The organism is Colwellia sp. RSH04 (assembly GCF_003545765.1).
Taxonomy (GTDB): domain Bacteria; phylum Pseudomonadota; class Gammaproteobacteria; order Enterobacterales; family Alteromonadaceae; genus Colwellia.
Genome location: NZ_QXIO01000003.1, coordinates 1 through 25,467, shown reverse-complemented (window position 1 = coordinate 25,467; position 25,467 = coordinate 1). Strand labels below are relative to the sequence as shown.

Genomic DNA, 25,467 nt, shown 5'->3' with positions numbered 1-25,467 from the left:
TTATTCTTTTGTTTATGAATTTAACACAGAAGTAAGAAAAAATAGCTGTTAGGGAGCTATTTATTATCCCTAGCTGAGGTTAATCAACTAATTTAAGGAGGTAGTTATGCACTACCTCTCTAAATTGCTACAACCTTATTACGGCCTTGCTCTTTTGCTTGATAAAGAGCAGTATCTGCATTGTTAAATATTTCACTGAACGACTCTTCTTTTTGGGTTAAGTGAGCAACACCAAAACTCGCGGTAATTTTAATTTCTTGATTATCATTGGTGACTATCAAGTCTTCAGTAGCACAACGTATTCTCTCAGCAATAACCTTTGCTTGTTCTGAAGATGCGCCAGGAAGAATAATAAGAAACTCTTCGCCACCAATTCGGCCAATAATATCGTTTGCTCTTATATACCCACAAGCTAAGACAGATAAGCTTTTTAAAACGGTATCACCTGCCGTATGACCATATTCATCATTAACATGTTTAAAAAAATCAACATCAAACATAATCACTGCAAAGTTATTCTTTATTTTTTTTGCCTGAGTTAAATACTTTTCTGCTTGGCTAAAAGCAAAACGCCGATTCGATAAGCCCGTTAACGAGTCAGTATTAGCGAGCATTTGTAGCCCTTTACTTGTTTTTAATTGTCGATAAACAAAATAAGTTAGCAATAAAGATAGGGCTGAAATAATTGCAATAATAAGGTTTTGTAACCATTGTTCATTTTGAGCATTTTCAAGCGCGATACTATTAAGTTGTTTTTCTTGTTCTAATAATTTGTTTTTTAATAATGCTTGGTCAGTATCAAAAATAACTTTTAATTTAGAACGTACTTTTTCTCGTTCAGTGTTACTGTAATTAGTTTGTAGTTTTCTTGCTTTTGATTGTAGCGCGTATGCAGTTTTGTAATCATCTTTAAGCGTTGCTAATTTAGCCTTTAAATCATAAAATCTTCTGTAAATTGATAATGTATTTTCTTTTTCTAACGTTAGTAATACTCTTTCTGCACTGGTAATTGCGTTTTCCGCTAGATCTAATTGCAAATCATTTAATTCTAATTCTGCCAGCAATAAAAAGTCATTTACTGTGGCATGAGGCGTATTAACTGGAATTTGATATTGTTGGTATTTATTAAAGTAATATCGAGCCTTGTCATTTTGTTCATCGTTTAAAAATACTTTAGCTAACCCTAAGTATGCCCTAGCAGTATAATTTTCATTGTTGGCTTTTTTTGATAATTGAATGACTTTATAAAATGATTCTTTGGCTAATTCAAAAGACTTTTTACGTAAATAATTATAAGCGAGTGCGTTTTGTGCAAATAAGGCATCAAAAAACAATTCATGTTTCAGAAAGTATTCAAGTGCTTCATTAGCGTAGCGTATTGCTTGTTCGTCATCATAAAGTAACGAGTACGAGGTAGACATCTGTATTTTTAAATAAGCTAATTCTAGTTCATCACCGAGTTGATCGAATAAATGATAGCTTTTGTTAAAATATTTTATCGCTTCAATATCGTTATGATTCATTGAATAATAGCCAGCTAAATAGCTATAGCTGTCAGCGAGGGATCTAAAATCTTCGCTCTCTTTAGCGTGTTTTTCTGCTGTTTTATAGAGAGTTAATGCTTCTTTCGCTTTTCCTAGTGAATCGTAAATGCTTGCTTGAGTCAGTAAAAGAGATATAGCGGTTGGGCTTTTTTGCTCGGGAGAAAGTGTGTTTGCGGTGTTAATAAATTCTTGGCTTTGATCAAACTTACCTAAAAACGAACAATATAGTGCCATTTTAGCAAATAGTGATGCTTTGTCGGCATTGTTCATTTTATCAGATGATTTAGCATAGAGCTTTTCTGCAAAATCCAAGGCAAGCGCGGGATCTTTTTTATTTAGCTCTTGTAATTGCTCAAAAGAGGTCTCCATCCAAGAAGAGTGTGATTCGCTGGCTATACCCGCTGAAATTGCAGATATATTTAAAAGGCAACCGCAAGCTATTAATAGAGTAAGCTTAAAAAGAGTTGTAGAATATTCGTGAATTTTATTTGTCATAAATAGTGTTCTCATCACGATAGTATTAGTCAATTAATTTATATTTTTTTATCATTTTTGCATCTTTTTTTATTTTCATAAGTAACATAACTGTATTAATTGTAGTAGTTTTATTTAGATTTTTATAAATTTTTTTTAGATAATTAATCAAAGTACCAATAACTTAAAGGTTTGTTTATGTATGACCCATTACTTCACCATTCACCAGGTTGTGGAGAGCCTTATCCTAAAAGTTACTGGGCAGATTCTCACTTCTCTAAAACCAATAAAAGGTCTGATCAGAATGAAAAAACATCGATACTTAATGCAGATATCGATGTTGATGTAGCAATTGTTGGAGCTGGTTATACAGGGCTATCATGCGCTATTCACCTTGCACAGCACCATGGAATAAAAGCGCATGTTTTAGAAGCAAATCAAACAGCTTGGGGATGTAGCGGACGAAATGCTGGTTTTATTTTAAAATCTTCAGGAAGAAAACCCTACTCTAGTATGCTTAAAGAGTGGGGCAAAGAAGTCATGTACGGTATTTATCAAGAAATGTGTCAAGGAGTCGAAACTGTTAATACTCTGATTGCTCAAGGTATTGATTGTCAGCAACAAGAAACGGGTTTTATTAAGGTTGCTCACAAGCCTAAAATGATGAATACATTAATTAAACAAGCAAAACTTCAACAGCAAATGTTTAACTACCAAGTTGAAGTACTTAGTGAGCAGGATGTTCGCCAACGTTATATGGATGACAAAAATGCATACGGAGCCATCCGATACCATGATGGTTTTGGGTTAAATCCTTTGAAGCTAGCTTTGGGTTATCAAGATATAGCGCTTAAGGCCGGTGTTACGATTCATACTTCGTCGCCTGTACAGTCATGGTCTACAAGTAATAATAAGCAAATATTACACACCCCAAAAGGGAATGTAAAAGCAAAAAAAGTTGTGATAGCGACAAACGGTTATACGCCAAAAGGCTTTCATCCACTAATTGAAAAAAGAAGCTTGCCGGTATTATCTCAAATTATTGTTACTGAGCCATTAAGTGATGAGCAAATAGCACAATGCAATTTTATTACTTCCAATGTTGTTATGGATACGCGAGCGTTAAAGTATTATTACCGAAAATTACCTGATAATCGTATTCTATTTGGTGGTAGAGGAGCTATTACAGGAGAAAAAGCCGATGATCCCTATTACGCTAACCGATTACTTTCAGTGTTAAAAACAAGCTTTCCTTCACTTAGTAGGTTAAAGTTTGATTATGCATGGTCTGGTTGGATATGCATGTCATTAGATGATATTCCACATATATATCAAGATGAAAATCAGCAAGTATTTTATGCGATGGGCTACTGCGGTAGTGGGGTGTCTTTTTCAACCCAAGCAGGTAAGCGCTTAGCTGAAAAAGTAGCAGAAAAACCTGTACCTCAATTACCTCTTTATCAAACCCCTTTACCTAAGTTTCCGCTTGCACCTTTGAGAAGAGTAGGGCAATGGAGTTATTTTCATTACGGTAAAGTAAAGGATAGCTATTTTTGAAGTTATTTATGTAACTTTACCAACAGTGAGACTATCGGTTGATCAAAATCAAATAACTTAGCTTAGTTTAGCTATGGGCTTTAACAACAAGATGGTATAATCTAAACGAAAGTAATTATCATTAACTATTCTTTTTGTGCTGAGGTAATGCATGACATTAATTGATTTACCTAAAAATAAACGAGCAAAAATACTGGCTTTACCAGAAAATAAGCAATTAGCTGCTCAGCTACTTGAACAAGGCTTTGCTGTTAGAACCGAAATTTCTTTAGCTCATAAAGCGCCCTTTAATGGTCCTATTGCCTTTCGTTTACACAATACCAAAATTAGCCTTGCACGTGCAGTGGCCAAACAAATTATGGTTGATGCTTAATCATATAGGTTTCGTTCTGTTTTCTTCTCTCAAGTGAGCTATAAATGAGCACTAATAAACACTTTGCCTTAGTTGGCTTTGCCAATTCAGGTAAAAGTACGCTGTTTAATGCATTGTTACAATCAAGTGATAAACAATCGCAAAAAAAGAATCATCAAAAGGTAGGTAACTGGTCTGGTGTGACCGTTGCGGCAAAAAAATCTCCTATTATATTAAATGATGAAAACGCCTTTTTATCTGACCTACCTGGCATAAGCTCATTGAATAAACATGGCGAGCAAGGCCAAGATTTAACAATTTCTCAACAGTTTATCGAGAACGCTGAAATAGATGTATTGATTAATGTTATCGATGTTAACCAACTTAGCCGTCAGTTATATCTAACTAGTCAATTATTAGAGTTAGGTATACCTACACTTGTAGTGTTGAATAAAGTGGATATTGAAGATGATATTCCAGTAGATATTGAATTACTTGCAAATGAATTAGGTTGCCCTGTTGTGGCAATGAGTGCTAAAAATAAAGTCGACAAGTCCATATTATCTAAGCAGTTATTACAATTAGCTAAAGTAAATAAAACCTCTGAACAATTAAATAATGACGCTGCTAATTCAACATCTAGATCATCGGTTAGTCATATTCAAGCACGTCATGATTACGTTGCCGATGTTTTATCAAGAGCCCACCTAGGCTCTGCAAAAACGTCAACAATCACCGATAAACTAGATAACTTTATTTTGCATCCCATCACTGGTGTACCTGTTTTTTTGATGATGATGTATTTACTCTTTATGTTTGCCATTAATGTTGGTGGCGCATTTATTGATTTTTTTGATATTTTAAGTGGCTTTATTTTTGTTTCTTATCCTAGTGAGTTATTAAGCCCACTAAACTTACCTGCATGGCTAGCTACAATTTTTGAAGGACTCGGTGCTGGGCTGCAAACGGTTGCGACCTTTGTACCAGTCATCGCCTGTTTATTCATTGGTTTATCCTTATTGGAAAGTTCTGGCTATTTAGCGCGAGCGGCTTTTGTTGTTGATACTGTTATGCAAAAAATCGGTTTGCCGGGTAAAGCTTTTGTTCCGTTAATTGTTGGCTTTGGTTGCACCGTACCTGCAGTGATGTCAGCTAGAGTATTAGACAGCGAACGAGAACGTATTACTACGGTTATGATGTCGCCCTTTATGTCTTGTGGTGCAAGGCTTCCGGTATATGCTTTATTTGCTGCCGCTTTTTTTCCTGATAACGGGCAAAATTTAGTTTTTTTACTGTATTTAATTGGTATAGCTGCAGCATTATTTACTGGTTTTCTGCTTAAAGCGACGGTTCTAAGTGGTAATAGTTCGTTGAATATAATGGAATTACCTCAGTATGAATTACCTAAACTGTCTGATATTAGTAAACGAGTTTGGCAGAGAACTTCAGGATTTGTTACTGGCGCAGGTAAAACGATTGTTATTGTGGTTTGTCTTTTGAATTTCTTAAACTCAATAGGGACAGACGGTGAATTTGGCCATCAAGATAGCGAGCAATCTATTTTAAGTGCTAGTGCTAAAGTTGTGATGCCAGCGCTGGCTCCTATGGGGGTGAAAGAAGAGAACTGGCAAGCAGGTGTTGGCATTATTACCGGTATATTTGCGAAAGAAGTACTTGTTGCCACTTTTAATAGCTTATATTCACCGGTAAATTCTGATGATGAAGATGAGCTAACTTTTAGTGATAGTTGGCATGAGGCTATTGAAAGCATTAAGCTGAACTTATTAGGTATTGAACCAGAAGATCCATTGGGGATATCGGTTGGTGAAGTCAGTGACTTATCTATTGCAGCACTTGAACAAGATGTTGAACTAAGTACTTACCATGTTATGCAGGCGGCGTTTGCAGGTAAACTTGGCGCTTTTTGTTACTTACTTTTTATTCTTCTCTATACACCATGCGTCGCAGCAATGGGGGCTATTAAAAATGAAGTTGGAAGTCGCTGGGCTGCATTCGCAGGTATTTGGAGTTTTACTCTTGCCTATCTCGTTGCCACTATTTGTTATCAACTAGGCAGCTTTTCTACGTCTCCAACGACATCAATGGCGACTATTACTATCGCTATACTCGTCTTTGTCGGTATTTATATGTGGCTTAAAAAACAAGGTAAAAAAATTCTTACTATTCCTGTTGCAGTTAATTACTCTTAACATAATTAATTACCTAAGCACGACTATAAATTAGGACGGGGTTTTAGATGACATCAGCAACAAAGCAAGTAAAACGAATAGGGTTGTTAACCAGTGGCGGTGATGCACCCGGCATGAATGCGGCCATTCGTTCTGTAGTTTTGGCTGCGCACCATTATCATATCGATGTGATAGGTTTCGTTCATGGGTACAATGGTTTAGTACTAGAAGAGTATATATCCCAAAGCAAGACACTTACCTTGAATGATGTAAACAGTATTATTCACCAAGGTGGGACGATTTTAAAAAGTGCACGTTGCCCAATGATGCTAGAAAGGTCAGGCTTAGAACAAGCTGCAAACACCTTAACAGAACAGGCAATTGATGCACTTATCGTTATTGGTGGAGATGGCTCTTTTACAGGCTTGCTAGCTCTTCAACAATTATGGCAAGGACAAGTTATTGGTGTGCCGGGCACTATCGACAATGATTTAGCAAATACAGATTTTACCATTGGTTTTTCTACAGCAGTCAACACGGGTATTGAAGCTATTGATAAGATCAGAGATACCGCTGACGCCTTTGAACGTGTTTTTATTGTAGAATTAATGGGTAGGCATAGCGGGCACATTACCTTTAATGTCGGTATTGCGTGCGCAGCAGAGCAGGTTCTCTCATTTGAAAATTTTTCTCAGGAAAATGAAGCAAGTAAGTTAAAGCAACTGGCCGAAGAAATACAGCAAGCGCAACAAAATCGACATGGTAGTTATATCATAGTGATGGCAGAAAACTTGTGGTCAGGTGGTGCGACAAAGCTTGTTGAACAACTACAAACGTTTGCTGGCATCGAATGTACAGCCTGTGTGTTAGGGCATATTCAACGCGGAGGCTCACCTGTTGCAAAAGATAGGATATTAGCCACTAAAATGGGTGTTTGTGCAGTACAGGCAGTGATTGCTGGTGAAACAGGTATAATGATAGCTGAGCAGCAAGGTGCTATGAGCCATGTATTGTTAACCAGTGCTATTTCAGAAGGTAAACATGTGAGTAGTCAGTTAGTGGATGCTCAGCAAAATATTTTAGCGCTAAGCGCGCAAACACACTGTTAACTATCTTCAAGCGGTTAGTAAATATCAATACTTACAAGTTCTTTTGATAAAACCTATTGTATAAACTGTTGTAAATTGTCTTCTGCTTCAGTGATTAATTTATATAATTGAAATTGATTTTTAGCTCTATCCAGGTTGTGATTTGTATGAGCTGTTTGAAAGTATGTATCACCATTTAAATAATCAGTTAAAAAACGCGTACCAATAATAAAAGGTAACAGTCTAGCACCCACAATGAGGCTTTGTTTTTCTAATGCAGTAATATTATCTGCAAACGTTTCTTGATAGTTTACAATTAACGCTTCAAAAATACTTAAATTCAAAACCATATTATGAATATCAGTATCATCTTCAGCTAAATTACTACAACAGGTACGTACCATATCACCAAAGTCATGCATGAGTAGACCAGGCATACAAGTGTCTAAATCAATAACGGCGCAGGGCTGATGACTTGAAGAAGAAAAAAGTAGGTTGTTTATTTTAGTGTCATTATGCGTGACATGAATAGGTAGTTTTTGACATAAGGTCATTACATGGTCAATGAATGATTGCTGTGAAAAGCAAAAGTCGACCACTACTTGGCAGTGCATTAAGCGATTATGCTCATCTTTTGAAGTGGCTTGTTTTAACTGTTCCATGCGTGAAGATATGTTATGGAAATCTTTAATGATTACCGATAAATTTCTTGCGGGAAATTCACTTAATGCATGGCTAAACTGAGCAAAAGCCTGAGCAACTAATGCCGCTTGTTTAGCAGAAGTTACCGATTCTAAGGTGTAGGAATTTTCAATAAACTCCATAATACGCCAATAGTTATCACCAATTTTTACCGCACTTTCACCACGTTTTGTTTGTAATTGCTGTGGCACGCAGTATGGGTAATTGCCGATAAGTTTTTGCTTATTCAGGTGTTGATTAATATGTTGTGTGTTATTACATACCGCGACAGGATCAGGAAATACCGTATGATTAACACGCTGAATAACAAAGTGATTCGTTGTTGTCGTTAGTTTGAATGTATCATTAATATGGCCGTTTCCTAAGGGAGCAATTGAGGCTGTGCTGAAGTCTTGCTCAAATTGGCTTAATAACAGCTGGATATCCCTGCTGTAAGGTTTATTTTTATCATCCATATAACTATTTATGCTTAATGATACTGCTCAAACTGATTTTGCGGGAAAATCGTGAGAAATGATTGTTTGTTGTTTAATAACAACCTGCAAATTAGGCCGCTATTCTACATTTTTTTAGAAAAAAGAGCAGTTATTTTTTCTTCTACAAGGTCAGTGTCTTCCCTAAATGTTAAGCCAAACCATTTTGCTGAGGTTGTTACCACCTTAACTTGTTTTTGCACTGTATTGATTTGTGACATAACAACGTCGGGTAAGTAACATTCAGCCGACTGATTGAGTTTATCCACGGCGTCGTTTGATAATAACGAACAAAGTACTTGTTCAATGGCTGAGAAAATATCTGAAGTGAACAACCAGCAATTCATCGAAACTAAATTATTATCTGTTAATTCTCTGGTGTGATCTGAAAATATTGCAGTTATTTTATGATTGTGTTCAATAATATTTTTACCTTCTTCAATCGAAAGTAACGTGTTGTGATCGGACAGTTTGCATATACCTCGGTTAACACCGCCAAATTGAGAGAGTGTTTGTTCAAGTTGATAAGCAACCATTAAATAGTTATTAGTTGTATGTTGATAATGTAAAATGAGTTGATTAAAGCAATCAGCGCCATAGTAATCGTCAGCATTTATTACGGCGAAATTACCCGTTAATTTTTTGCGACAACACCATAGCGCATGGGCAGTGCCTAATGGTTTCTGTCGAGTCTCTGCTATTGAGCAATTTAAAGGTAGATCATGGGTTGTTTGATGAACGAAATCGACAGTGAGTGATTTGGGTAGTCGGGGAACTATTTGCTTATCAAAGAAAGATTGTAACGCTGGACGAATAACAAATAAGCATCGTTCAAACCCAGCCTCTACAGCATGAATTATGTTGTATTCCATCAGGGTTTTACTTTGTGGGCCAAATTCTGTTAGCTGCTTGTCGCCACCAAATCGAGAACCTAAACCAGCGGCTAATATCACTAATGTTTTCATTTAAGCGTAACTTTACTCAACGTATTCTTATAGTATACCGCCAATTATACACCGTTAATTGCTTGGAAATTTAAGGGTAAAACAAGCACCAGTTAGTTTGTCGCTTCGACTCGCATAAATGCTGCCCTTATGCCAATGCATAACCTTGGCACAAATTGCCAAACCCAAACCAAAATGGCCTTGTTCTCGAGGGATATCAGTATCTAATTTTACAAAGGGTGTGAAAATAATATCTAACTTATCCTCATCAATGCCTTTTCCATCATCTTCAATGGTTATAATGAGTTGCTTGGCTTGCTTCTTTAACGTTATTTCAACGGTACTATTTGCATAACTTATTGCATTGGTTAATAAGTTTGTCAGAGCCCTATAACACCAGTGATAATCAAGAATTTGCTTAGTATTCTCCTGATGATTAACATGTAAATTAATAGTGATATTTTCTTTGATAGCGAGCGGTTGGCAATCATTTTTAACTGATGAGAGTAATTCAAAAACAGAGACTTTACTTTGTTTAAGATGTAATGCCTGCCTTTCCATTGAAGCAAAATCTAAAAATGCGCTGGTCATGTCTTCCATGCGGGTTAGTTCGTGTTCCATTCTATTGAGATATTCATTCTTTTTTTCAATAGTTGGCGTATCAATAGCGGCTTCTAAACCAAAGCGTAAACAGGCAATAGGTGTGCGAATATCATGTGATAACCCTCTTGCTAGGAGTTTATTGTCTGCGACTAACTTCTCTATTTTGTTAGCCATATCATTGAAGCTATTCTCAAACATTTTGATATAGGAAATAGTACTGGGCTTTATTCTGGCATCAAGTTGACCCGCACCAATCTTAGCCGCGGTTTGGTTTAATAAATAAAGGCGCCTAGTAAGAGGGAACAACCAAATAATCAATATACAGCATATGCTGAGGTACAAAATTACAGTGAGCACAAAGTTGAATGAACTGTCTATTTCAGGTTCGTCAGGTATATCTAATTGCAATAATAATTGCGGATGAGAGGCTAATGTTTTCAGTAAATACTGTGCATCATCTGTTGCAAGGTATAAGCTACTTTCTTGTTCCAGCTTTTGATGCAAGCTAACGGGTAAGGCTATATTTTCTCGTGAGATTAGTGATACATTAAACTGATAGAGCTGATGAAAGTTATGCAACTTTTCAGGTAAACGGTGCACGGGAAATTGGTTTAATTCTTTACTTAAGCCATTGATAAGTTGTTGGTATACGTCAGTGGTGTAGTTTTTTTGATGAGAAACTTGAGCTTGTTCAACTTTCTCAGCTAATTTATCTAGCCCTAGGCCAATAATAAAGAGAGAGCCTAATACAGTAAAAATAATACTAAGGTAAAGCGTGCGCATAAAGCTTATTGACTCTGTTAAGTTTCAGACTTGGGAGTAGTTGAATTTTCTTGCCAAGCGTCACTGACAAATAAATAACCTTTTCCCCATACCGTTTTAAACTTTTGCGGTTTTTGAGGATCATCGTTAAAGACTTTTCTTAGGGTTGAAAGCATTACATCGAAACGACGATCTTGCCCGTCATATTCTCTTTTCTTAAGCGCTTTAAAAACAGAGTCTCTGTCTACAACGGTACCTGCATGTTCAGCCAAAAAGGTTAAAAAAGAAAATAGACTGGTTGATAGTTCAATTTCTTCACCTTGATAAGTGACTCGTTTGGCTTCTTGGTTGATAACTAGTTCACCAAAAGTTAATTTGTTATCTGGGGGGGTATTGAGCTGTTTATTTGTTAATTGGCGATTAATTCTCGCGAGTAAAGCACGAGGACGTACGGGCTTAATAACATAATCATCAGCACCTGCTTCAAGCCCTATGACTTCATCAAACTCGTCAGCCCGCGCGGTTAACATAATTATAGGCAATGATTTGTGTTGTCTTATGGCACGACATACTTCAATGCCATTTAAACCAGGTAACATAACATCGAGTAATACTAAGTCTATCGGTGTGTTAAGAATAACATCGAGTACCTCATCGCCACGTGCTTTGTGGGTTACTGTAAAGCCTTGTTCCGTTAAGTATTCACTTACCCAGTTGGCTAAACTCATATCATCTTCAACAAGTAAAATATGGTGCATAGAATTTCCTTAATACATGCTAATTAATGTGCTCGGTGCACTGTTTTCTTAGAATAGTCGCCAGCGCTTTTTGCGAGAGCTTTTTTTATGTAGCCAACTTACCTTGATTTGTGTTTGCGCCATAATTTCTTGGTTTTCGTTGCTTATCAGTTGATAAACGACAGTCTCATTAGACTCAAATTCAAACTCAACTTTGGCGTTTTTATTACCTTGCCAACAGGCAATTTCTTTTTGATGACCATATTCGTGTAAACACAAGCTTTGTTCTGTTTCGGCTTGCCACTCAAGTGTTACGCTGGCAAAACATTTTCTTCCTTGTCGTAATGTTACACATTGTTCAGGTTGAGCTTTAAAACTAATAGGTGTTTCTTCAATTTGTTTGAGGGGAGTTTCACTCACGTTAACTAAAGCTTCAGCTAAAGGCATGCTTTTGCTTTGCTTTTCAATTAAGGCTTTACTATTACTCGGTACACTCACAAATAAAAACCAAAACAAGACAACTCCTTTGCCTAGATTAGAACACATAGAGCACCCCAACCATGACCTGAGTAACTTGGTTTGTGTCGACGAGCGGACTATCTTTTACATTCGATGAAAAATAGCTATGTGTTACTCCAGTATTAAAAGACCAACTTTCAGAAATAGGGTGTTGCGCATATAGCTCTAATTGTGTTCTGTAACCTTCGTCAGCGGTGAATTCTGTTCTGTTCTCATTGGCCTCTATAGAGCTAACACCAATGTAGTAATCCATTATATTTTGCGAATAATATGTAAAGCCTCCGCCCACATAAATATCCCAGTTACGATGCTGAATTAAGTAGCTATAAAAACTATCAAAAATAAAGCCTTGGACATGATTACCATTTTCATCATCACCTGCTTGAGCTGAAGCAATATCGAGTGTTAATAATGCATCATCGGTATAATATGAATACCTTAAAGCAACGCCAACGATACTGTCACGCTTACTTAGCCCTTTTAGGGCATCATCGCCACTGCCATACTCAATTAAAGATTCCGAATCAAAGCCTTCCATATAACTTTTGATTAGAATATCAAGCTGCCAATCTTCTTTCTCTTGAATGTGGTAACCAAACTCAATACCGCCTAATGCTAAGTTAGTGCGACGCTGGTTGCTTTGCAGAAAAAAACCTTTATACGATAAGTCGACTAACAGCCCTGGTTTCATATAGTGCCATGGTTTTTCTTGTTCAATTCCCGTTATAATTTTAGGGTCATAAACCAACGCTAAATCCAATACTATTTGCCATTCGAATGCGCCGGATTTCTCTGTTTGCTCTGGCGAAGTTTCGTTATCGGCAAAACTTGGTAAAGAAATACTAAGTAAACAGGCAGCAAAAAAGAGCGATAAAGCGGTTGATAAGCATTGTTTACTAGGCATAGTCATGATTAATTAATGATAATTTGCCGACATGTTACCATAATGTAACTGACACTGACTTTGCCCATTGATGCTTATTTGTTTAAAAAGTGTAAATGATGATGGCTGTTGATTTTTAAAAGATAACGTTAACGGCTAAGTCAATACTTTTTATTGGCACAAAAAGCAATGTATGACAGCGCGAAAATAGCTTACTGAGTCATCTTGCTTATTTCGTGTTGAGATTTATTAGTCGATGTTTTTTGCATAGCATGCAAAGTAAGCTTGTGTGAAACAGTAATGTAAATATCGCTAAACTGTTTTGCTTTGTCAGACAATATAATGACATTGTTTTATTGTTCTAGCGCATGTCTCATTGTGCTTTAAATTGACTTGTGCACGCTTTCAATTACTATTTCAGCTAAATTTTTATTGCGCATAATAGAGAAGAACATGGCGACTCAATCACAATCATCAAAACCTCGTTTTAATTGGCAAGATCCATTACTGCTCGATTCTTTGCTCAGTGAAGAAGAACGCATTGTCCGTGATAGCGCACATCAATATTGCCAAGATAAGTTGATGCCACGTATTTTACTTGCCAATCGCAATGAAGAATTCGATGTGAATATCATGAAGGAATTTGGTGAATTAGGTTTGCTAGGGGCTACGATTGAAGAAAAATATGGCTGCGCTGGTGTTAATTATGTGACTTATGGCTTAATCGCGCGAGAAGTTGAGCGAGTTGATAGCGGTTATCGTAGCGCCATGAGTGTTCAATCGTCTTTAGTGATGCACCCCATTCATGCTTATGGTAGTGAAGCGCAAAAATTAAAATACCTACCCAAACTTGCTTCTGGTGAATACATAGGCTGTTTCGGTTTAACAGAGCCTAATTCAGGTTCTGATCCAGCGAGCATGGCGACAAAAGCAGTCGAGGTTTCGGGCGGCTTTCAAATTACTGGTAGTAAAATGTGGATCACTAATTCACCCGTTGCCAATATCTTTATTGTATGGGCGAAGTTAGAGGGGGTTATTCGAGGCTTTATTCTTGAAAAGGGCATGATAGGTTTATCAGCACCAAAAATTGAAGGTAAATTTTCGTTGCGTGCCTCAATAACCGGAGAGATTGTCATGGACAATGTCTTTGTACCTAAAGAAAATATGCTACCAAAAGCGAAAGGGTTATCAGGGCCTTTTGGTTGTTTAAACAAGGCTCGTTATGGTATTGCATGGGGCGCATTAGGCGCAGCAGAGTTTTGCTGGCATGGCGCAAGACAATACACCTTAGACAGGGAGCAGTTTGGCAAACCTTTAGCTGCAACACAGTTAATTCAAAAGAAATTGGCTGATATGCAAACTGAAATTACAACAGGTTTAATGGCTTGTTTGCAGGTAGGGCGACTAATGGATCAAAACAATCTTGCTCCAGAAGCAATATCATTAATAAAACGCAATTCTTGTGGTAAAGCGCTTGATATCGCGAGGCAAGCACGTGATATGCACGGTGGTAATGGTGTGAGCGATGAGTTTCATATTATACGTCATGTAATGAATTTAGAAGCCGTTAATACGTATGAAGGTACGCACGATGTCCATGCGCTTATTTTAGGTAGAGCGCAAACAGGCATTCAGGCATTTTTTTAAGGGAATAGTTTCATTTTATTCAGGCATGTCTATACTGTGCGCAGTAGTTAAACAATGTTAATTGAGTAATATTTTTAACTGATTAGGGATTTTTGCATTTGAATTAAAGGAATAAAGATGGTTAAAGTGATAAGCTGTTTGCTATTAATAACGACTTTAAGTGTGTATATATTTTCAAATGCTCATGCGGTTTCTGAAGATGAATTATCCAGTGAAATTGCTAGTTGCTATGTAGCGCATAAGCGATCAGGTACCGATTTTTATAATACCGGAGGTGCTGATATATATAAGAAAATTATCAGCCAGTTATCTGGTGAACAAAACGTACTGACTATTATTAATATAGCGGCAAATAAGCAACGAAGACAAGCTGATCAAGAGGGATTAAAGCCTAATATCCACGCACTAAAATACTGCACTAAAGTCGAAGAAAAGTTACTGTTGCTAATGGCTAATTAGTTCTACGTTACGCTACCGAGAAAAATAGATAAGGCATGATTTTTCATGCCTTTTTATTGCCAAATTTTTTCAACGCTCTCCTAAACTTCTACTACGCCAACCGATCAAAAGTAAACTTTACAGTCAGTGTAAAAAACCGTGAACATCTAAGTGTTCATTGGTTTGTTGTGGTTTAGGTAAACTATGATCTCGATCAGCGCGTAAACTTTTTTCTCTTTTAGAGTATTGATTTATTTATTATCAATACTCAGGTGACAAAATGTCCTACGAAACAAATTTCGGGAAAACCTACAGCGAACAATTACCCACCTTAGGTGAAGTCATGCGTGAAGTTATTCAATTCTTTGGCGGTAAACATATCTATGGTGTAGGAGGTGATTTTGCTGCAAACCTTATTTCAGCATTAGGTGATGAAATAGATATTTGCCCATCGAGTAATGAAATGCATGCTGGCTTTTCAGCATGTGCACAAGCTGAGTTAGATGGCATGGGTTTTTGCCTAACTACCTATATGGTAGGCAGCTTACCTTGCACTAGTGCCGCCGCATTAGCCGTAACTGAAAGTTTGCCTGTTGTGTTTATTTCAGGCGCACCAGCTGAAAGTGAAGTCAATCAATTGGCTATTCACCATACTATCCACCCTAACGCTTCATGGAAAGCCGAATATGATAATGCGCTAGAAGCATTTTCTGCTTTAGGTATGCGCGTAGAAAGGCTACAAGGTCAGCGCCTTGAAGGGCACCCAAATATTGCCGGTCAACGTTTTTATCAAATAGTTGTTGAAGCGTATAAAAGTAAACAGCCTGTATTTATCGAGGTACCAAGAGATCAAGTGTTTGCTAAAACCCAACCGTTACAGTTGCCAGACTCTGTTGACCATATTTGTTGTGGTGGCAATGTACTGGGCGGTACTAAGTTAGTGGTGCAATCAATTGTTGAAAAATTACAGCAGTCAAAGAAACCAATGCTTTATATTGGTGACAGGTTAAAACACAATACCGAGCTGAAAAGTTTACTTATTGATTTTGCCAACAAATTTAATATTCCTTATGCAACAACCTGGTTTGCAAAAGGGTTGTTTGACGAGTATGCGCCATTAAGTTTAGGTGCATATAACGGTGTATTCACCCAAACCTCAGGTAAAGACTACATAGAAAATGATGTTGATTATGTAATTGATATTGCTACCAGCATCTTTGCACAAGACAGTAATATTGCTTTTGCTACAGGTACTCATGTTATTGAAAGGTTTAGCAATAAAACCTTACTCAAAGGTGGCTCATTACTTGAGAAAGATCTGATAGAAATAGTTAACTATTTACTTGATAGTGATATTCCTCGTTTTGATATTCAAGCCCTTGCTACTAAAACGGAGCAAAAAGCTAATGAGCAAAGTGCATTGTTAGAAGCCGAATTACAAGACATTGATTTCAATAATTTAGCCAATACCTTAAATGAACTGCAACAGCAAAGTAATAAAGTTCATGTTTATTTACCTGAGGTGGGGAATTCCTACTTTGCGAGTTATAGTTTAACAGTTAAACAGTCAATGCTTGGACGTTCGTGGATAACGAATCCTTGGTATGGTGCCATGGGGACTGCATTACCTTATGCACGAGTTGTCGCGCAACGTATTAAATCACAACAGGCTAAAGAGCGAGCAGTGGTAATTATAGGTGACGGTGGTTTTCATTTTCAATCGAACGAACTTATTCACTTCTTAAAAGATCAAACCGATGTCACTATTATTTATATGCGCAATAATATTTTTCATTTAGGCAAAAGTGGCGACGGTAAAATATATCACTGTAATGATGAGCAGTTTAATGTTCATCATTTAGTGTCTGCCTATCAAGGTAATAGTCAAACATGCCAAAGCGTGGCTGATTTTAAAAAGGCTTTTATCGAGACTGAAAATACAGCAGGTATTAATTTAATTGAAGTGCTAGCTAAACCAATAGAAGAAAGACAAAGCAATGAACTACAATTACTTAATTTATATATAAAATCTCAAAATGGTGACCCTGCAGCGATGAGTCAGTGGCAAGCGTTGACTATGCCTTAGGCGTGTTAAATAGATAAAAAAATGCCGTTCACATAATGTGAACGGCATTTAACATTTAATTCGTTATTGAATAGCCTTGTTATATTTAAGCGCTTTATTCAACAATATCCATTTCTTCAATTAAGTTGGTTGCACCGTCTACATGCTCCATAACCCAAAGCATATAACGAACGTCAACGTGTATTGAACGGTTTAATTTAGTATCGTAATCCCAGTCACCAATGATGCTTTCATATACACCATCAAACACTAAACCAACAAATTCAGCTTTGTCATTTAGTGTTGGAGAGCCAGAGTTACCACCGGTAATGTCCAAGGTACCTAAGTAGTTAACAGGTACTGAGCCAATTGCTTCTTTTTCGTAACCACCGTAGAACTTATTCTTGATAAGGTCTAATTGTTTCTTAGGGGCATCAAAAGGTGCAACACCAGTATCTTTAGCGACAATACCTTCAAGGGTTGTGTAAGGTGTAGCCACTAAACCGTCTTGAGGTGAATAACCTTTAACATTACCGTATGTGATACGTAAGGTACTATTTGCATCAGCATATACAGGTAAGTTTTTATCGTTAAAGTAAGCTATTAATGCAGCCATGTATTTAGGACGGTAAGCATTAATGTTACCCGCTAACTCTTTTGACTTATCTTCAATCGCTTTGCGTTCTTTAAAACTTGCAACGGCTAGTTTAATGAAAGGGTCTTTACTTTTTTCAAAATCACTCACTGACTTGTTCATCCAAGCTAACCGTTGCTCTTGAGAATTAAGCGTGGTTTTCTTGTACATTTTAGCCAGCGTTTTACGTAATGCTTTTTCATTAAAGTTTTTAGTGGTTGTTTTGCTTAAACCAAAGAACTTGTCAAAGGCAGTGATACGATCTGATTTAGGTAATGCCACGTAATGCGTTAGCATTGCTACTAAAATTTCAGTATCAATTTTTTTATCGTAACGACGATCAACCGCTTTCATGCCTTGTTCAAAGCGTGCTATGTCACGTTCTTGATAACCGCGCTCACGTTCTAAGTTTGGCTTTTGCTTTTCTACGGCTAAGCGATGTAAACGGTTAGCTGTGGTAAGCATTTTACTATAACGCATATAACCTGTGATTAAATCACGAGCTTGTTGTGCATCGTCCATTTTTAATAACTTGTCTAAGCCTGATAACGCTTCGCCATATTGTGCTTTACGTTTAGCGTTACTGTTTACCCACTGAGATAAGTTACTTTCAAGTGCTTGTTTACGTGCAAAGAAAGTACCTGTATTGAAACTGTGGATCATAGAGCCATAGTTTTTAGCATAGTTAGCAAGGCCAGCTAAAGTGCTTTCATACTTAAGACGTGCTTCGCTGCCTTCTTCAGAGTGTGTGTGAATTAAATTAATAATTTCTTCACGGTACGCTTTTGCTTGCGGGTAAGTCCAAGTGAATGTGTTCTCAACTTCATAAGCTGTACGGTAACGGTTAGTACGGCCAGGATAACCTAGCACCATAATATAATCGCCATTATCAACACTGCTCTTATTCACTTTTAAGTGGTGCTTTGGCTTGTATGGAACATTGTCTTTGCTAAAGTCAGCTGGTTGTCCATCTTTACCCACGTACGCACGGTAAAAACCATAATCGCCAGTGTGACGTGGCCACATCCAGTTATCGATATCGCCGCCGTATTTACCAATGCTACTTGCTGGAGCATGAACTAATCGAACATCACGAATAGTTAGTTGTTTGAATAGGTAATATTCTAATCCACCGTGGAAATTAACAACGCTACAACGGTAGCGATCATCATTTTCACACTCAGCAACAAGCTTTTTAGAATTCTCGTCAATAGCCTTATAACGTTGGCTACCTGTCATATTGTTACTTAAGCCTGATTTAACTAGTTTAGTCACTTCAGTAATTTCTTCGGTAACATAGATACGACTACCAGGTGTTGCAGGCACTTCTTCATCAAGAGACTTTGCTAAAAAACCATTCTTTAGCAAATTGTTATCTTCTGTTGAGTTGTATTGAATTGAACCGTAAACACAGTGATGATTAGTAGCAACTAAGCCTTGATCAGAAACAAAAGAGGCGGTACAACCACCTAAACTGACAATGGCACCCATTGGGAAACCTGTTAAGTCAGTTAAATCATTAGGGTTTAGCTTTAATCCCGCTTTAGTTAATTGCTTTGCAATAGTCGGTAATTGATGTGGTTGCCACATCCCTTCATCAGCTATTGCTGTATGACTAGCAAATGCTAGCACAGGTAGCATAAGTAGTTTTGTTAATTTTCTCATAGGAAATATCTCAACAGTGAATGTTATTATATTGTTAATCTTTTTTGCAGCATGGATTTTGCGCGAGGAAGTGAAAACAGTCAAGTTAGTCAACAAACCACACTGTCCTAATTGGTAACAAATAGTGTAGAATACAGTTTTTATGAATAATTATGTGAAGTCGCTGGATGAATAGTAGCCGTAAACAAATTGAATCTAACCTAGTTCAAGCTTTTAAAAAACTACTCAAAGAACAATGTTATGGCTCTCAAGGTCAATTAGCTGACGCCCTTGCTGAACAAGGTTTTGTGAATATGTCACAAGCTAAGATATCTCGCTTATTGTCAAAGCTCGGTGCCGTCAAAACACGTAACGCTAATAATGAAATGATTTATATTTTGCCTGATGAATTGGCAGTGCCTAAATCGAAGCAATCAATAGAATCTGTGGTAACTAGCGTAAAGCATAATAATATGCAGATTATAGTAAAAACAGGTATAGGTGGAGCACCATTAATTTCTCGCATGTTAGATAGCATGGGAGAATCAGCAGGTATTCTAGGAACATTAGCAGGTGACGATACAATATTTATCGCCCCAGACAATGTACATAATATTGAACAAATAACGCTTTCTATTCGACAGTTATTAGGCGTTAAGGTTAGTGAGTAATCATTTTAAGTGAACTCTGTTAATTCAGGCCTCTTTTATTTTTATCTCAGGTTTTATGTCAACTCGGTTATTATTTAATAATGAATCAAGATAAAATCCCTGAAAAGCTCATTTTAGCTATTGATAATGGTACACAAAGTATAAGAGCGCTTTTATTTGATTTATCAGGTAATTTAGTTGCTAAAAGTCAAATCACACTCACGCCTTATTTCTCAAATCAACCCGGTTGGGCAGAGCAAAATGCTGACTATTTTTGGCAAATGCTCGCTCAGTGCTGTCAAGAGCTATGGCAACAAGAGTATGTTCTATTACATAATTTAAAAACCAAAATCATCGCGGCCACCCTAACTACACAGCGCGGAAGCGTGATTAATTTAGATAAAAATGGTAAGCCACTTAGACCGGCCATGCTCTGGCTTGATCAGCGTTTAGCAGATAAACCAAAGAAAATGCCTTGGTATTGGCGTATTGCTTTCACTTGCATAGGGCAATCAAGCGTTATTGAGTACTTTAGACGCAAAGCACAAGCAAATTGGATCGCGCAACACCAACCTGATGTTTGGCAAAAAACAGATAAATTTCTGTTGTTGTCAGGGTATTTAACTTACCAGCTGACGAACAATTTTAATGACTCAGTTGCCAGTATCGTCGGGTATTTACCATTTAATTATAAAAAGCAGTGTTGGGCTAGTAAATTCGATTGGAAATGGAAAGCATTAAAAGTCACACCGGCAATGCTACCTAATTTGGTGAAGCCAGGAGAGCAACTAGGTAAAATTACCGAGCAAGCTGCACAGTTTACGGGTTTACCTGTTGGGTTAACGCTAATTGCTAGTGCTTCTGATAAAGCCTGCGAAGTATTGGGTTCAGGGTGCATCTCACCTAATACAGCAAGTTTAAGTTATGGCACTACCGCGACCATAAATACCAATAACTCCCGCTATATTGAACCTTTACGTTTTATTCCTCCTTACCCTTCAGCAATTCCTAATCACTACAACAGTGAAGTAATGATATATCGGGGTTTCTGGATGATTAACTGGTTTAAAGAAGAGTTTGGTTTATTAGAAACTCAACAAGCTAAAGCGTTAGGAGTTAGCCCTGAAAGTTTATTTGATGAACTGGTTGCAACCGTACCACCGGGGTCTATGGGTCTTATGTTGCAACCTTATTGGTCGCCTGGTTTAAAGAATCTTGAAGCGAAAGGCGCTATTTTAGGGTTTGGTGATGTACATACTAGAGCACACGTGTATCGAGCTATTCTTGAAGGTCTAGCGTATGCGTTGCGTGAAGGTAAAGAAAGTTTGCAGAAAAAGCAAGGGTGTAAGGTTACCCAACTTATTGTCTCAGGAGGAGGTTCTCAATCTGATGCTGTTTTGCAATTAACAGCAGATATATTTAATTTACCTACTTATAGGCCTCACACCTATGAAACTTCAGGATTAGGTGCAGCTATTAATACCGCAGTTGGCATGGGAGTATATGGAAACTATAGTGATGCTGTTCAGGCGATGACACGAACAGAGGCGAGTTTTATTCCACAACAAGACAATGTGCAACTTTACGATCAGTTGTATTCAAAAGTGTATAAAAAAATGTATCGACAATTAAAACCTATTTATCAAAACATTAAAGAAATAACAGGCTATCCGCAGTAGGCGTCAATGCCTACTGCATGCGATAATATTATTTTTCTATCGGAGTAAAGCTGAATTTTTGTCCACCTAACGCTGCTTCATACATTAAACCACCTTTAGCATAAGTAAATGTTGCCATACCTTTTTGGTATACTCCTTTCTGTTGGGTTTCACTGTCAGTTGAAGTGCCGGCTGAAGCGCCTGTGGTACTTGCTTTAGCGTTAGCACCTAAAGTAATAGCAACGGCAGATGCTTGCGCGCTAAATTCAAAGTTGCCTTTGGTAAAGGCGTAATAAGTCGCCTTATCCTCGAAGAAAATGATTTCACTAAATGCTTGCCCTCCAAGTTGGAAACCAAAGGTTAATTGAGTCATTGTTGTGGTGCCAGTTTTTTTACCTTGTTTGAATACAGAGCCTTTACCATAAGCACCACCAAAGCCTACACCACCTTTACCTATTGTTGGAAATACAGCATAGCCATAAGCATTCTTAAAAAAAGGAGCTAACTGTTCAGATTTTTTAAAAGTAGAAATAGTTGATGTTACTTCGTCAGCAACAGCAATACGAAAGTTTAAAAGATTAATAATCAGTATTAATACTAGGGTAAGGTTTAAGTTTTTCATTGGCTTCTCATTATTAATTTAAGTTAATCAGTATTCTATGGTCTAGCACTATAGAGCAATAATGCTAATTTACCCAATACAATCAATCATTTTTATGAATTTAGGTATAAGGTATACAGTTTGTTAACATTTATAGTCTTTATAAGGTTAAGACATTATTTTGCTTTTAAGAGGCTGTTTACCATAGTTTTGGCGCTATTTAACTGAAATTTGTTTAATTTTTAGCTTAAAATTGCTACAATTATATTTACGTGTTTGTAACAAACCGTCTGTTTTTATTAAGCTTGGAAAAAGTTGTATGCAAGAAGTTAAGCTGGTTGAAGTTGGTAACGTTATTTCTGTTGTTGGTAACGTAGTAATCATTAATGCTGATGGTCAAAAAAGAGCGTTAAAAACTGGGGATAAAGTCAGCCCAGGAGATGTAATTTTAACACCTAATGATGCAAGGGTATTTGTTCAATTTGATGGTCATGCTAATTCTGTTGCTATTGAACCTTCATGTATAGCCTGCATTTCTTTGGATGAAAACGCTAATGCTATTGCTAAAACTCAAGTGATTTCAGGTGATGTCCTAGCTATAGAACAGCAAAATGTTGAGCAATTACAACAGTTAATTTTAAATGGCGTAGATCCTACGGTTACAAACCAAGATGAGATAAATAACTTACAAGAGCTTATTGCAAATGGGGTTGATCCAACCTCTGTCGAAGAATTTGAAGCAGCTGCCGCAGGTGAAGCGGGTAATCAAGGCTCTTCTACTTCACCTAAAATAGATGCAACTATCGAAGAAGTTGAAGTAACGGCTGGTTTTGATACCAGTTACAGCGAAGGCTCAATTCAAAGTACTCCCCCAGCTGATGATGAAAATGCCCCTAGACCAGCGATAATTTCCGGTGAAGATCAAGTCATAGCAATTGAAGATTCATTAACTGTCGTTAATGGTAGCTTAGATGTAATTGATACTAATGAAGATGAAGCGCAATTTATTGTAAACTCTATAGAAACTCAATACGGAGTTTTCACTATTGATGAAGACGGTAACTGGCAATTTCAATTAAATAATGAATTATCAGTTATTCAATCTTTAGATGTAGGTGAAAGTTTATTTGAATCAGTTGTTGTTACTTCAGTTGATGGTACAGAACATACCGTTAATATAGAGATTCAAGGCAGCGAAGATATATCGATCGTCAGCCTTGTAGGGGACGATACTGATGTTGGCGCGGTAACAGAAGATGTTGCTGTCAATGAAGATAATCAATTAACGACCTCAGGCCATTTAACGGTTACCGATGTAGATACCAGTGATACTGCTGCGTTTGATCCCGAGTCGGTTACTAGTAGCAATACGCTAGGCGTTTTAACCATCGATGCTGAGGGTAATTGGCTCTACAACATAGATAATACTCTAGAGGCAGTCCAGTCGCTTGATGAGGGTGAAAGCTTTACTGAAACTTTCATTGTACGCACGATTGATGGTCAAACTCACGAAATTACCGTCACGGTAAATGGTGTTGATGATGTCTCTGTTGTTAGCCTTGAAGCAGGCGATACCGATGTTGGTTCAGTGACTGAAGACACCGCGGTGAATGTAAATAATCAATTAACGACCTCAGGTCATTTAACCGTTACTGATGTAGATACCAGTGATACTGCTGCGTTTGATCCTGCGTCGGTTACCAGTGAAGATACGCTAGGTGTTTTAACCATCGATGCTGAGGGTAATTGGCTCTACAACATAGATAATACTCTAGAGGCAGTGCAGTCGCTTGATGAGGGTGAAAGCTTTACTGAAACTTTCATTGTACGCACGATTGATGGTCAAACTCACGAAATTACCGTCACGGTAAATGGTGTTGATGATGTATCCGTTGTAAGCCTTGAAGCAGGCGATACCGATGTTGGTTCAGTGACTGAAGACACCGCGGTGAATGTAAATAATCAATTAACGACCTCAGGTCATTTAACCGTTACTGATGTAGATACCAGTGATACTGCTGCGTTTGATCCTGCGTCGGTTACTAGTAGCAATACGCTAGGCGTTTTAACTATCGATGCTGAGGGTAATTGGCTCTACAACATAGATAATACACTTGCTGCTGTTCAAGAATTAGGAGTTGGCGAAAGCTTTACTGAAACCTTTATTGTGAGCACTGTTGATGGTCAAACTCACGAAATTACCGTCACGGTAAATGGTGTAAACGATGGACCTGTTGCAGTAGATGACAATGTATCACTTGATGAAGATAGCAGTGCGATTATTATTGATGTGTTAAGCAACGACACCGACCTTGAGGGCGATTCTTTAACTGTGACGGCGGTAACACAGCCGACAAATGGTACAGTGGCACTTGTAAACGGAGTAGTTACCTATATTCCAGAGCCTAACTTCAACGGCGTTGTCACCTTTACCTACACCATCAGTGATGGCAACGGTGGTACTGATACAGCGACAGTTACCTTAACGGTCGATCCTCAAAATGATAACCCTATTGCTGTTGATGATAACGTTTCTATCAATAAAAATGATGGCGCGACCGTTATCGATGTTCTTACTAATGATAGTGATCTTGATGGCGATACGTTAACGGTTACGGCAGTCACTCAACCATTAAATGGTACCGTGACACTCGTTAACGGTGTCGTAACGTATATCCCAGAAGCAAATTTCACTGGTTTAGTGACTTTTACGTATACCATTAGTGATGGGAATGGCGGTACAGATACAGCAACGGTTACATTAAATGTGAATGATAATGGTGATATAACACCACCAAGTATAGCCGATCAAAGCTTTAGTTATGAAGAAAACCAAGTGGCCGATGCGGTTGTCGGGACGCTAGCGAATAATCCTGATGTGGCAACGTATACTTTCAGCAATGGCAGCACTACGTCGGCCGATGGTTATTATCACATTGATAACAATGGTGTTATTACCATTACCGCGGCGGGTATCTTAGCGCACGTCAATGATTTTGAGGTGGGCGCGAACAGCGGTGACTATGACATTATTGCCTCAGATGCCGCGGGTAATGAAACGACAATTACCGTGACCTTAAGTGAAACGGATGTGGATGACACGGCGCCAAGTGTTGCTGATCAAAGCTTTAGTTATGAAGAAAACCAAGTGGCCGATGCCGTGGTGGGAACGTTAGCGAATAATGCTGATGTGACCACATACACGTTCAGTAATGGCAGCCAAACCTCGGCCGATGGTTATTATCACATTGATAACAATGGTGTTATTACCATTACCGCGGCGGGTATCTTAGCGCACGTCAA

19 protein-coding genes are annotated in these 25,467 nt (G+C 37.7%); 10 read left to right on the top strand and 9 right to left on the bottom strand.

Annotation, left to right across the window (positions count from 1 at the left end; translation table 11 throughout):
• Positions 1-119 precede the first annotated feature (119 nt).
• Positions 120-2,039 (bottom strand): GGDEF domain-containing protein, encoded by a 1,920-nt coding sequence (locus tag D1094_RS05755; RefSeq protein ID WP_182440101.1) that lies wholly within the window; start codon positions 2,037-2,039, stop codon positions 120-122.
• A gap of 177 nt (positions 2,040-2,216) precedes the next feature.
• On the opposite strand from D1094_RS05755, the gene D1094_RS05750 reads away from it, so the two are divergent.
• From D1094_RS05750 to D1094_RS05735, 4 genes are all read left to right on the top strand, one after another.
• Positions 2,217-3,575, top strand: coding sequence for an FAD-binding oxidoreductase (locus D1094_RS05750; protein WP_118959148.1), 1,359 nt, complete (start codon positions 2,217-2,219; stop codon positions 3,573-3,575).
• Positions 3,576-3,726: 151 nt separating this feature from the next.
• Positions 3,727-3,948 (top strand): FeoA family protein, encoded by a 222-nt coding sequence (locus D1094_RS05745; protein WP_118959147.1) that lies wholly within the window; start codon positions 3,727-3,729, stop codon positions 3,946-3,948.
• Positions 3,949-3,992: 44 nt separating this feature from the next.
• Entirely contained in the window at positions 3,993-6,137 is a 2,145-nt protein-coding gene (feoB, locus tag D1094_RS05740; RefSeq protein WP_118959146.1) for a ferrous iron transport protein B, read from the top strand.
• A 47-nt stretch (positions 6,138-6,184) separates the two neighbouring features.
• Positions 6,185-7,225 (top strand): 6-phosphofructokinase, encoded by a 1,041-nt coding sequence (locus D1094_RS05735; protein WP_118959145.1) that lies wholly within the window; start codon positions 6,185-6,187, stop codon positions 7,223-7,225.
• 53 nt (positions 7,226-7,278) lie between these two features.
• Here D1094_RS05735 and D1094_RS05730 read toward each other — a convergent pair whose 3' ends face one another.
• The 6 genes from D1094_RS05730 to D1094_RS05705 all read right to left on the bottom strand — a co-directional run bounded on the left by D1094_RS05730 (position 7,279) and on the right by D1094_RS05705 (position 12,854).
• Positions 7,279-8,361 (bottom strand): phosphotransferase enzyme family protein, encoded by a 1,083-nt coding sequence (locus D1094_RS05730; RefSeq protein WP_118959144.1) that lies wholly within the window; start codon positions 8,359-8,361, stop codon positions 7,279-7,281.
• Between the two features lie 104 nt (positions 8,362-8,465).
• The gene (locus D1094_RS05725) at positions 8,466-9,344 is read right to left on the bottom strand and encodes an NTP transferase domain-containing protein (protein ID WP_118959143.1); all 879 of its coding nucleotides are present in this window, start codon (positions 9,342-9,344) and stop codon (positions 8,466-8,468) included.
• 54 nt (positions 9,345-9,398) lie between these two features.
• On the bottom strand, positions 9,399-10,709 hold the full coding sequence (locus tag D1094_RS05720) for an ATP-binding protein (protein ID WP_118959142.1): 1,311 nt from the start codon (positions 10,707-10,709) through the stop codon (positions 9,399-9,401).
• A 17-nt stretch (positions 10,710-10,726) separates the two neighbouring features.
• Complete coding sequence (locus tag D1094_RS05715; protein ID WP_118959141.1) at positions 10,727-11,446, bottom strand: response regulator transcription factor; 720 nt, start codon at positions 11,444-11,446, stop codon at positions 10,727-10,729.
• 48 nt (positions 11,447-11,494) lie between these two features.
• Entirely contained in the window at positions 11,495-11,971 is a 477-nt protein-coding gene (locus tag D1094_RS05710) for a DUF3019 domain-containing protein (protein WP_118959140.1), read from the bottom strand.
• The gene (locus D1094_RS05705; protein WP_118959139.1) at positions 11,961-12,854 is read right to left on the bottom strand and encodes a MipA/OmpV family protein; all 894 of its coding nucleotides are present in this window, start codon (positions 12,852-12,854) and stop codon (positions 11,961-11,963) included. Before D1094_RS05705 ends, D1094_RS05710 begins: the two co-directional genes overlap by 11 nt.
• 426 nt (positions 12,855-13,280) lie before the next feature.
• Here D1094_RS05705 and D1094_RS05700 point away from each other — a divergent pair, with 426 nt between their 5' ends.
• From D1094_RS05700 to D1094_RS05690, 3 genes are all read left to right on the top strand, one after another.
• Positions 13,281-14,474, top strand: a complete 1,194-nt coding sequence (locus D1094_RS05700; protein ID WP_118959138.1) for an acyl-CoA dehydrogenase — start codon at positions 13,281-13,283, stop codon at positions 14,472-14,474.
• A gap of 117 nt (positions 14,475-14,591) precedes the next feature.
• On the top strand, positions 14,592-14,933 hold the full coding sequence (locus D1094_RS05695; protein WP_118959137.1) for a hypothetical protein: 342 nt from the start codon (positions 14,592-14,594) through the stop codon (positions 14,931-14,933).
• A 259-nt stretch (positions 14,934-15,192) separates the two neighbouring features.
• Complete coding sequence (locus tag D1094_RS05690) at positions 15,193-16,998, top strand: thiamine pyrophosphate-dependent enzyme (protein ID WP_259337833.1); 1,806 nt, start codon at positions 15,193-15,195, stop codon at positions 16,996-16,998.
• A 94-nt stretch (positions 16,999-17,092) separates the two neighbouring features.
• Here the strand turns inward: D1094_RS05690 and D1094_RS05685 are convergent, their stop codons facing one another.
• Positions 17,093-19,276 carry a S46 family peptidase gene (locus tag D1094_RS05685; RefSeq protein WP_118959136.1) on the bottom strand — a complete coding sequence of 728 codons (2,184 nt, stop codon included), beginning with the start codon at positions 19,274-19,276 and terminating at the stop codon, positions 17,093-17,095.
• A 167-nt stretch (positions 19,277-19,443) separates the two neighbouring features.
• Between D1094_RS05685 and argR the strand changes: the two genes are divergently transcribed.
• Complete coding sequence (gene argR, locus D1094_RS05680; RefSeq protein WP_118959135.1) at positions 19,444-19,926, top strand: transcriptional regulator ArgR; 483 nt, start codon at positions 19,444-19,446, stop codon at positions 19,924-19,926.
• Positions 19,927-20,006: 80 nt separating this feature from the next.
• Entirely contained in the window at positions 20,007-21,584 is a 1,578-nt protein-coding gene (locus tag D1094_RS05675) for an FGGY-family carbohydrate kinase (protein WP_118959134.1), read from the top strand.
• 28 nt (positions 21,585-21,612) lie between these two features.
• Here D1094_RS05675 and D1094_RS05670 read toward each other — a convergent pair whose 3' ends face one another.
• The gene (locus D1094_RS05670) at positions 21,613-22,185 is read right to left on the bottom strand and encodes a YSC84-related protein (RefSeq protein WP_118959133.1); all 573 of its coding nucleotides are present in this window, start codon (positions 22,183-22,185) and stop codon (positions 21,613-21,615) included.
• Positions 22,186-22,483: 298 nt separating this feature from the next.
• Here D1094_RS05670 and D1094_RS05665 point away from each other — a divergent pair.
• On the top strand, positions 22,484-25,467 hold a 2,984-nt coding region (locus D1094_RS05665; protein ID WP_118959132.1), incomplete at its 3' end, for a retention module-containing protein.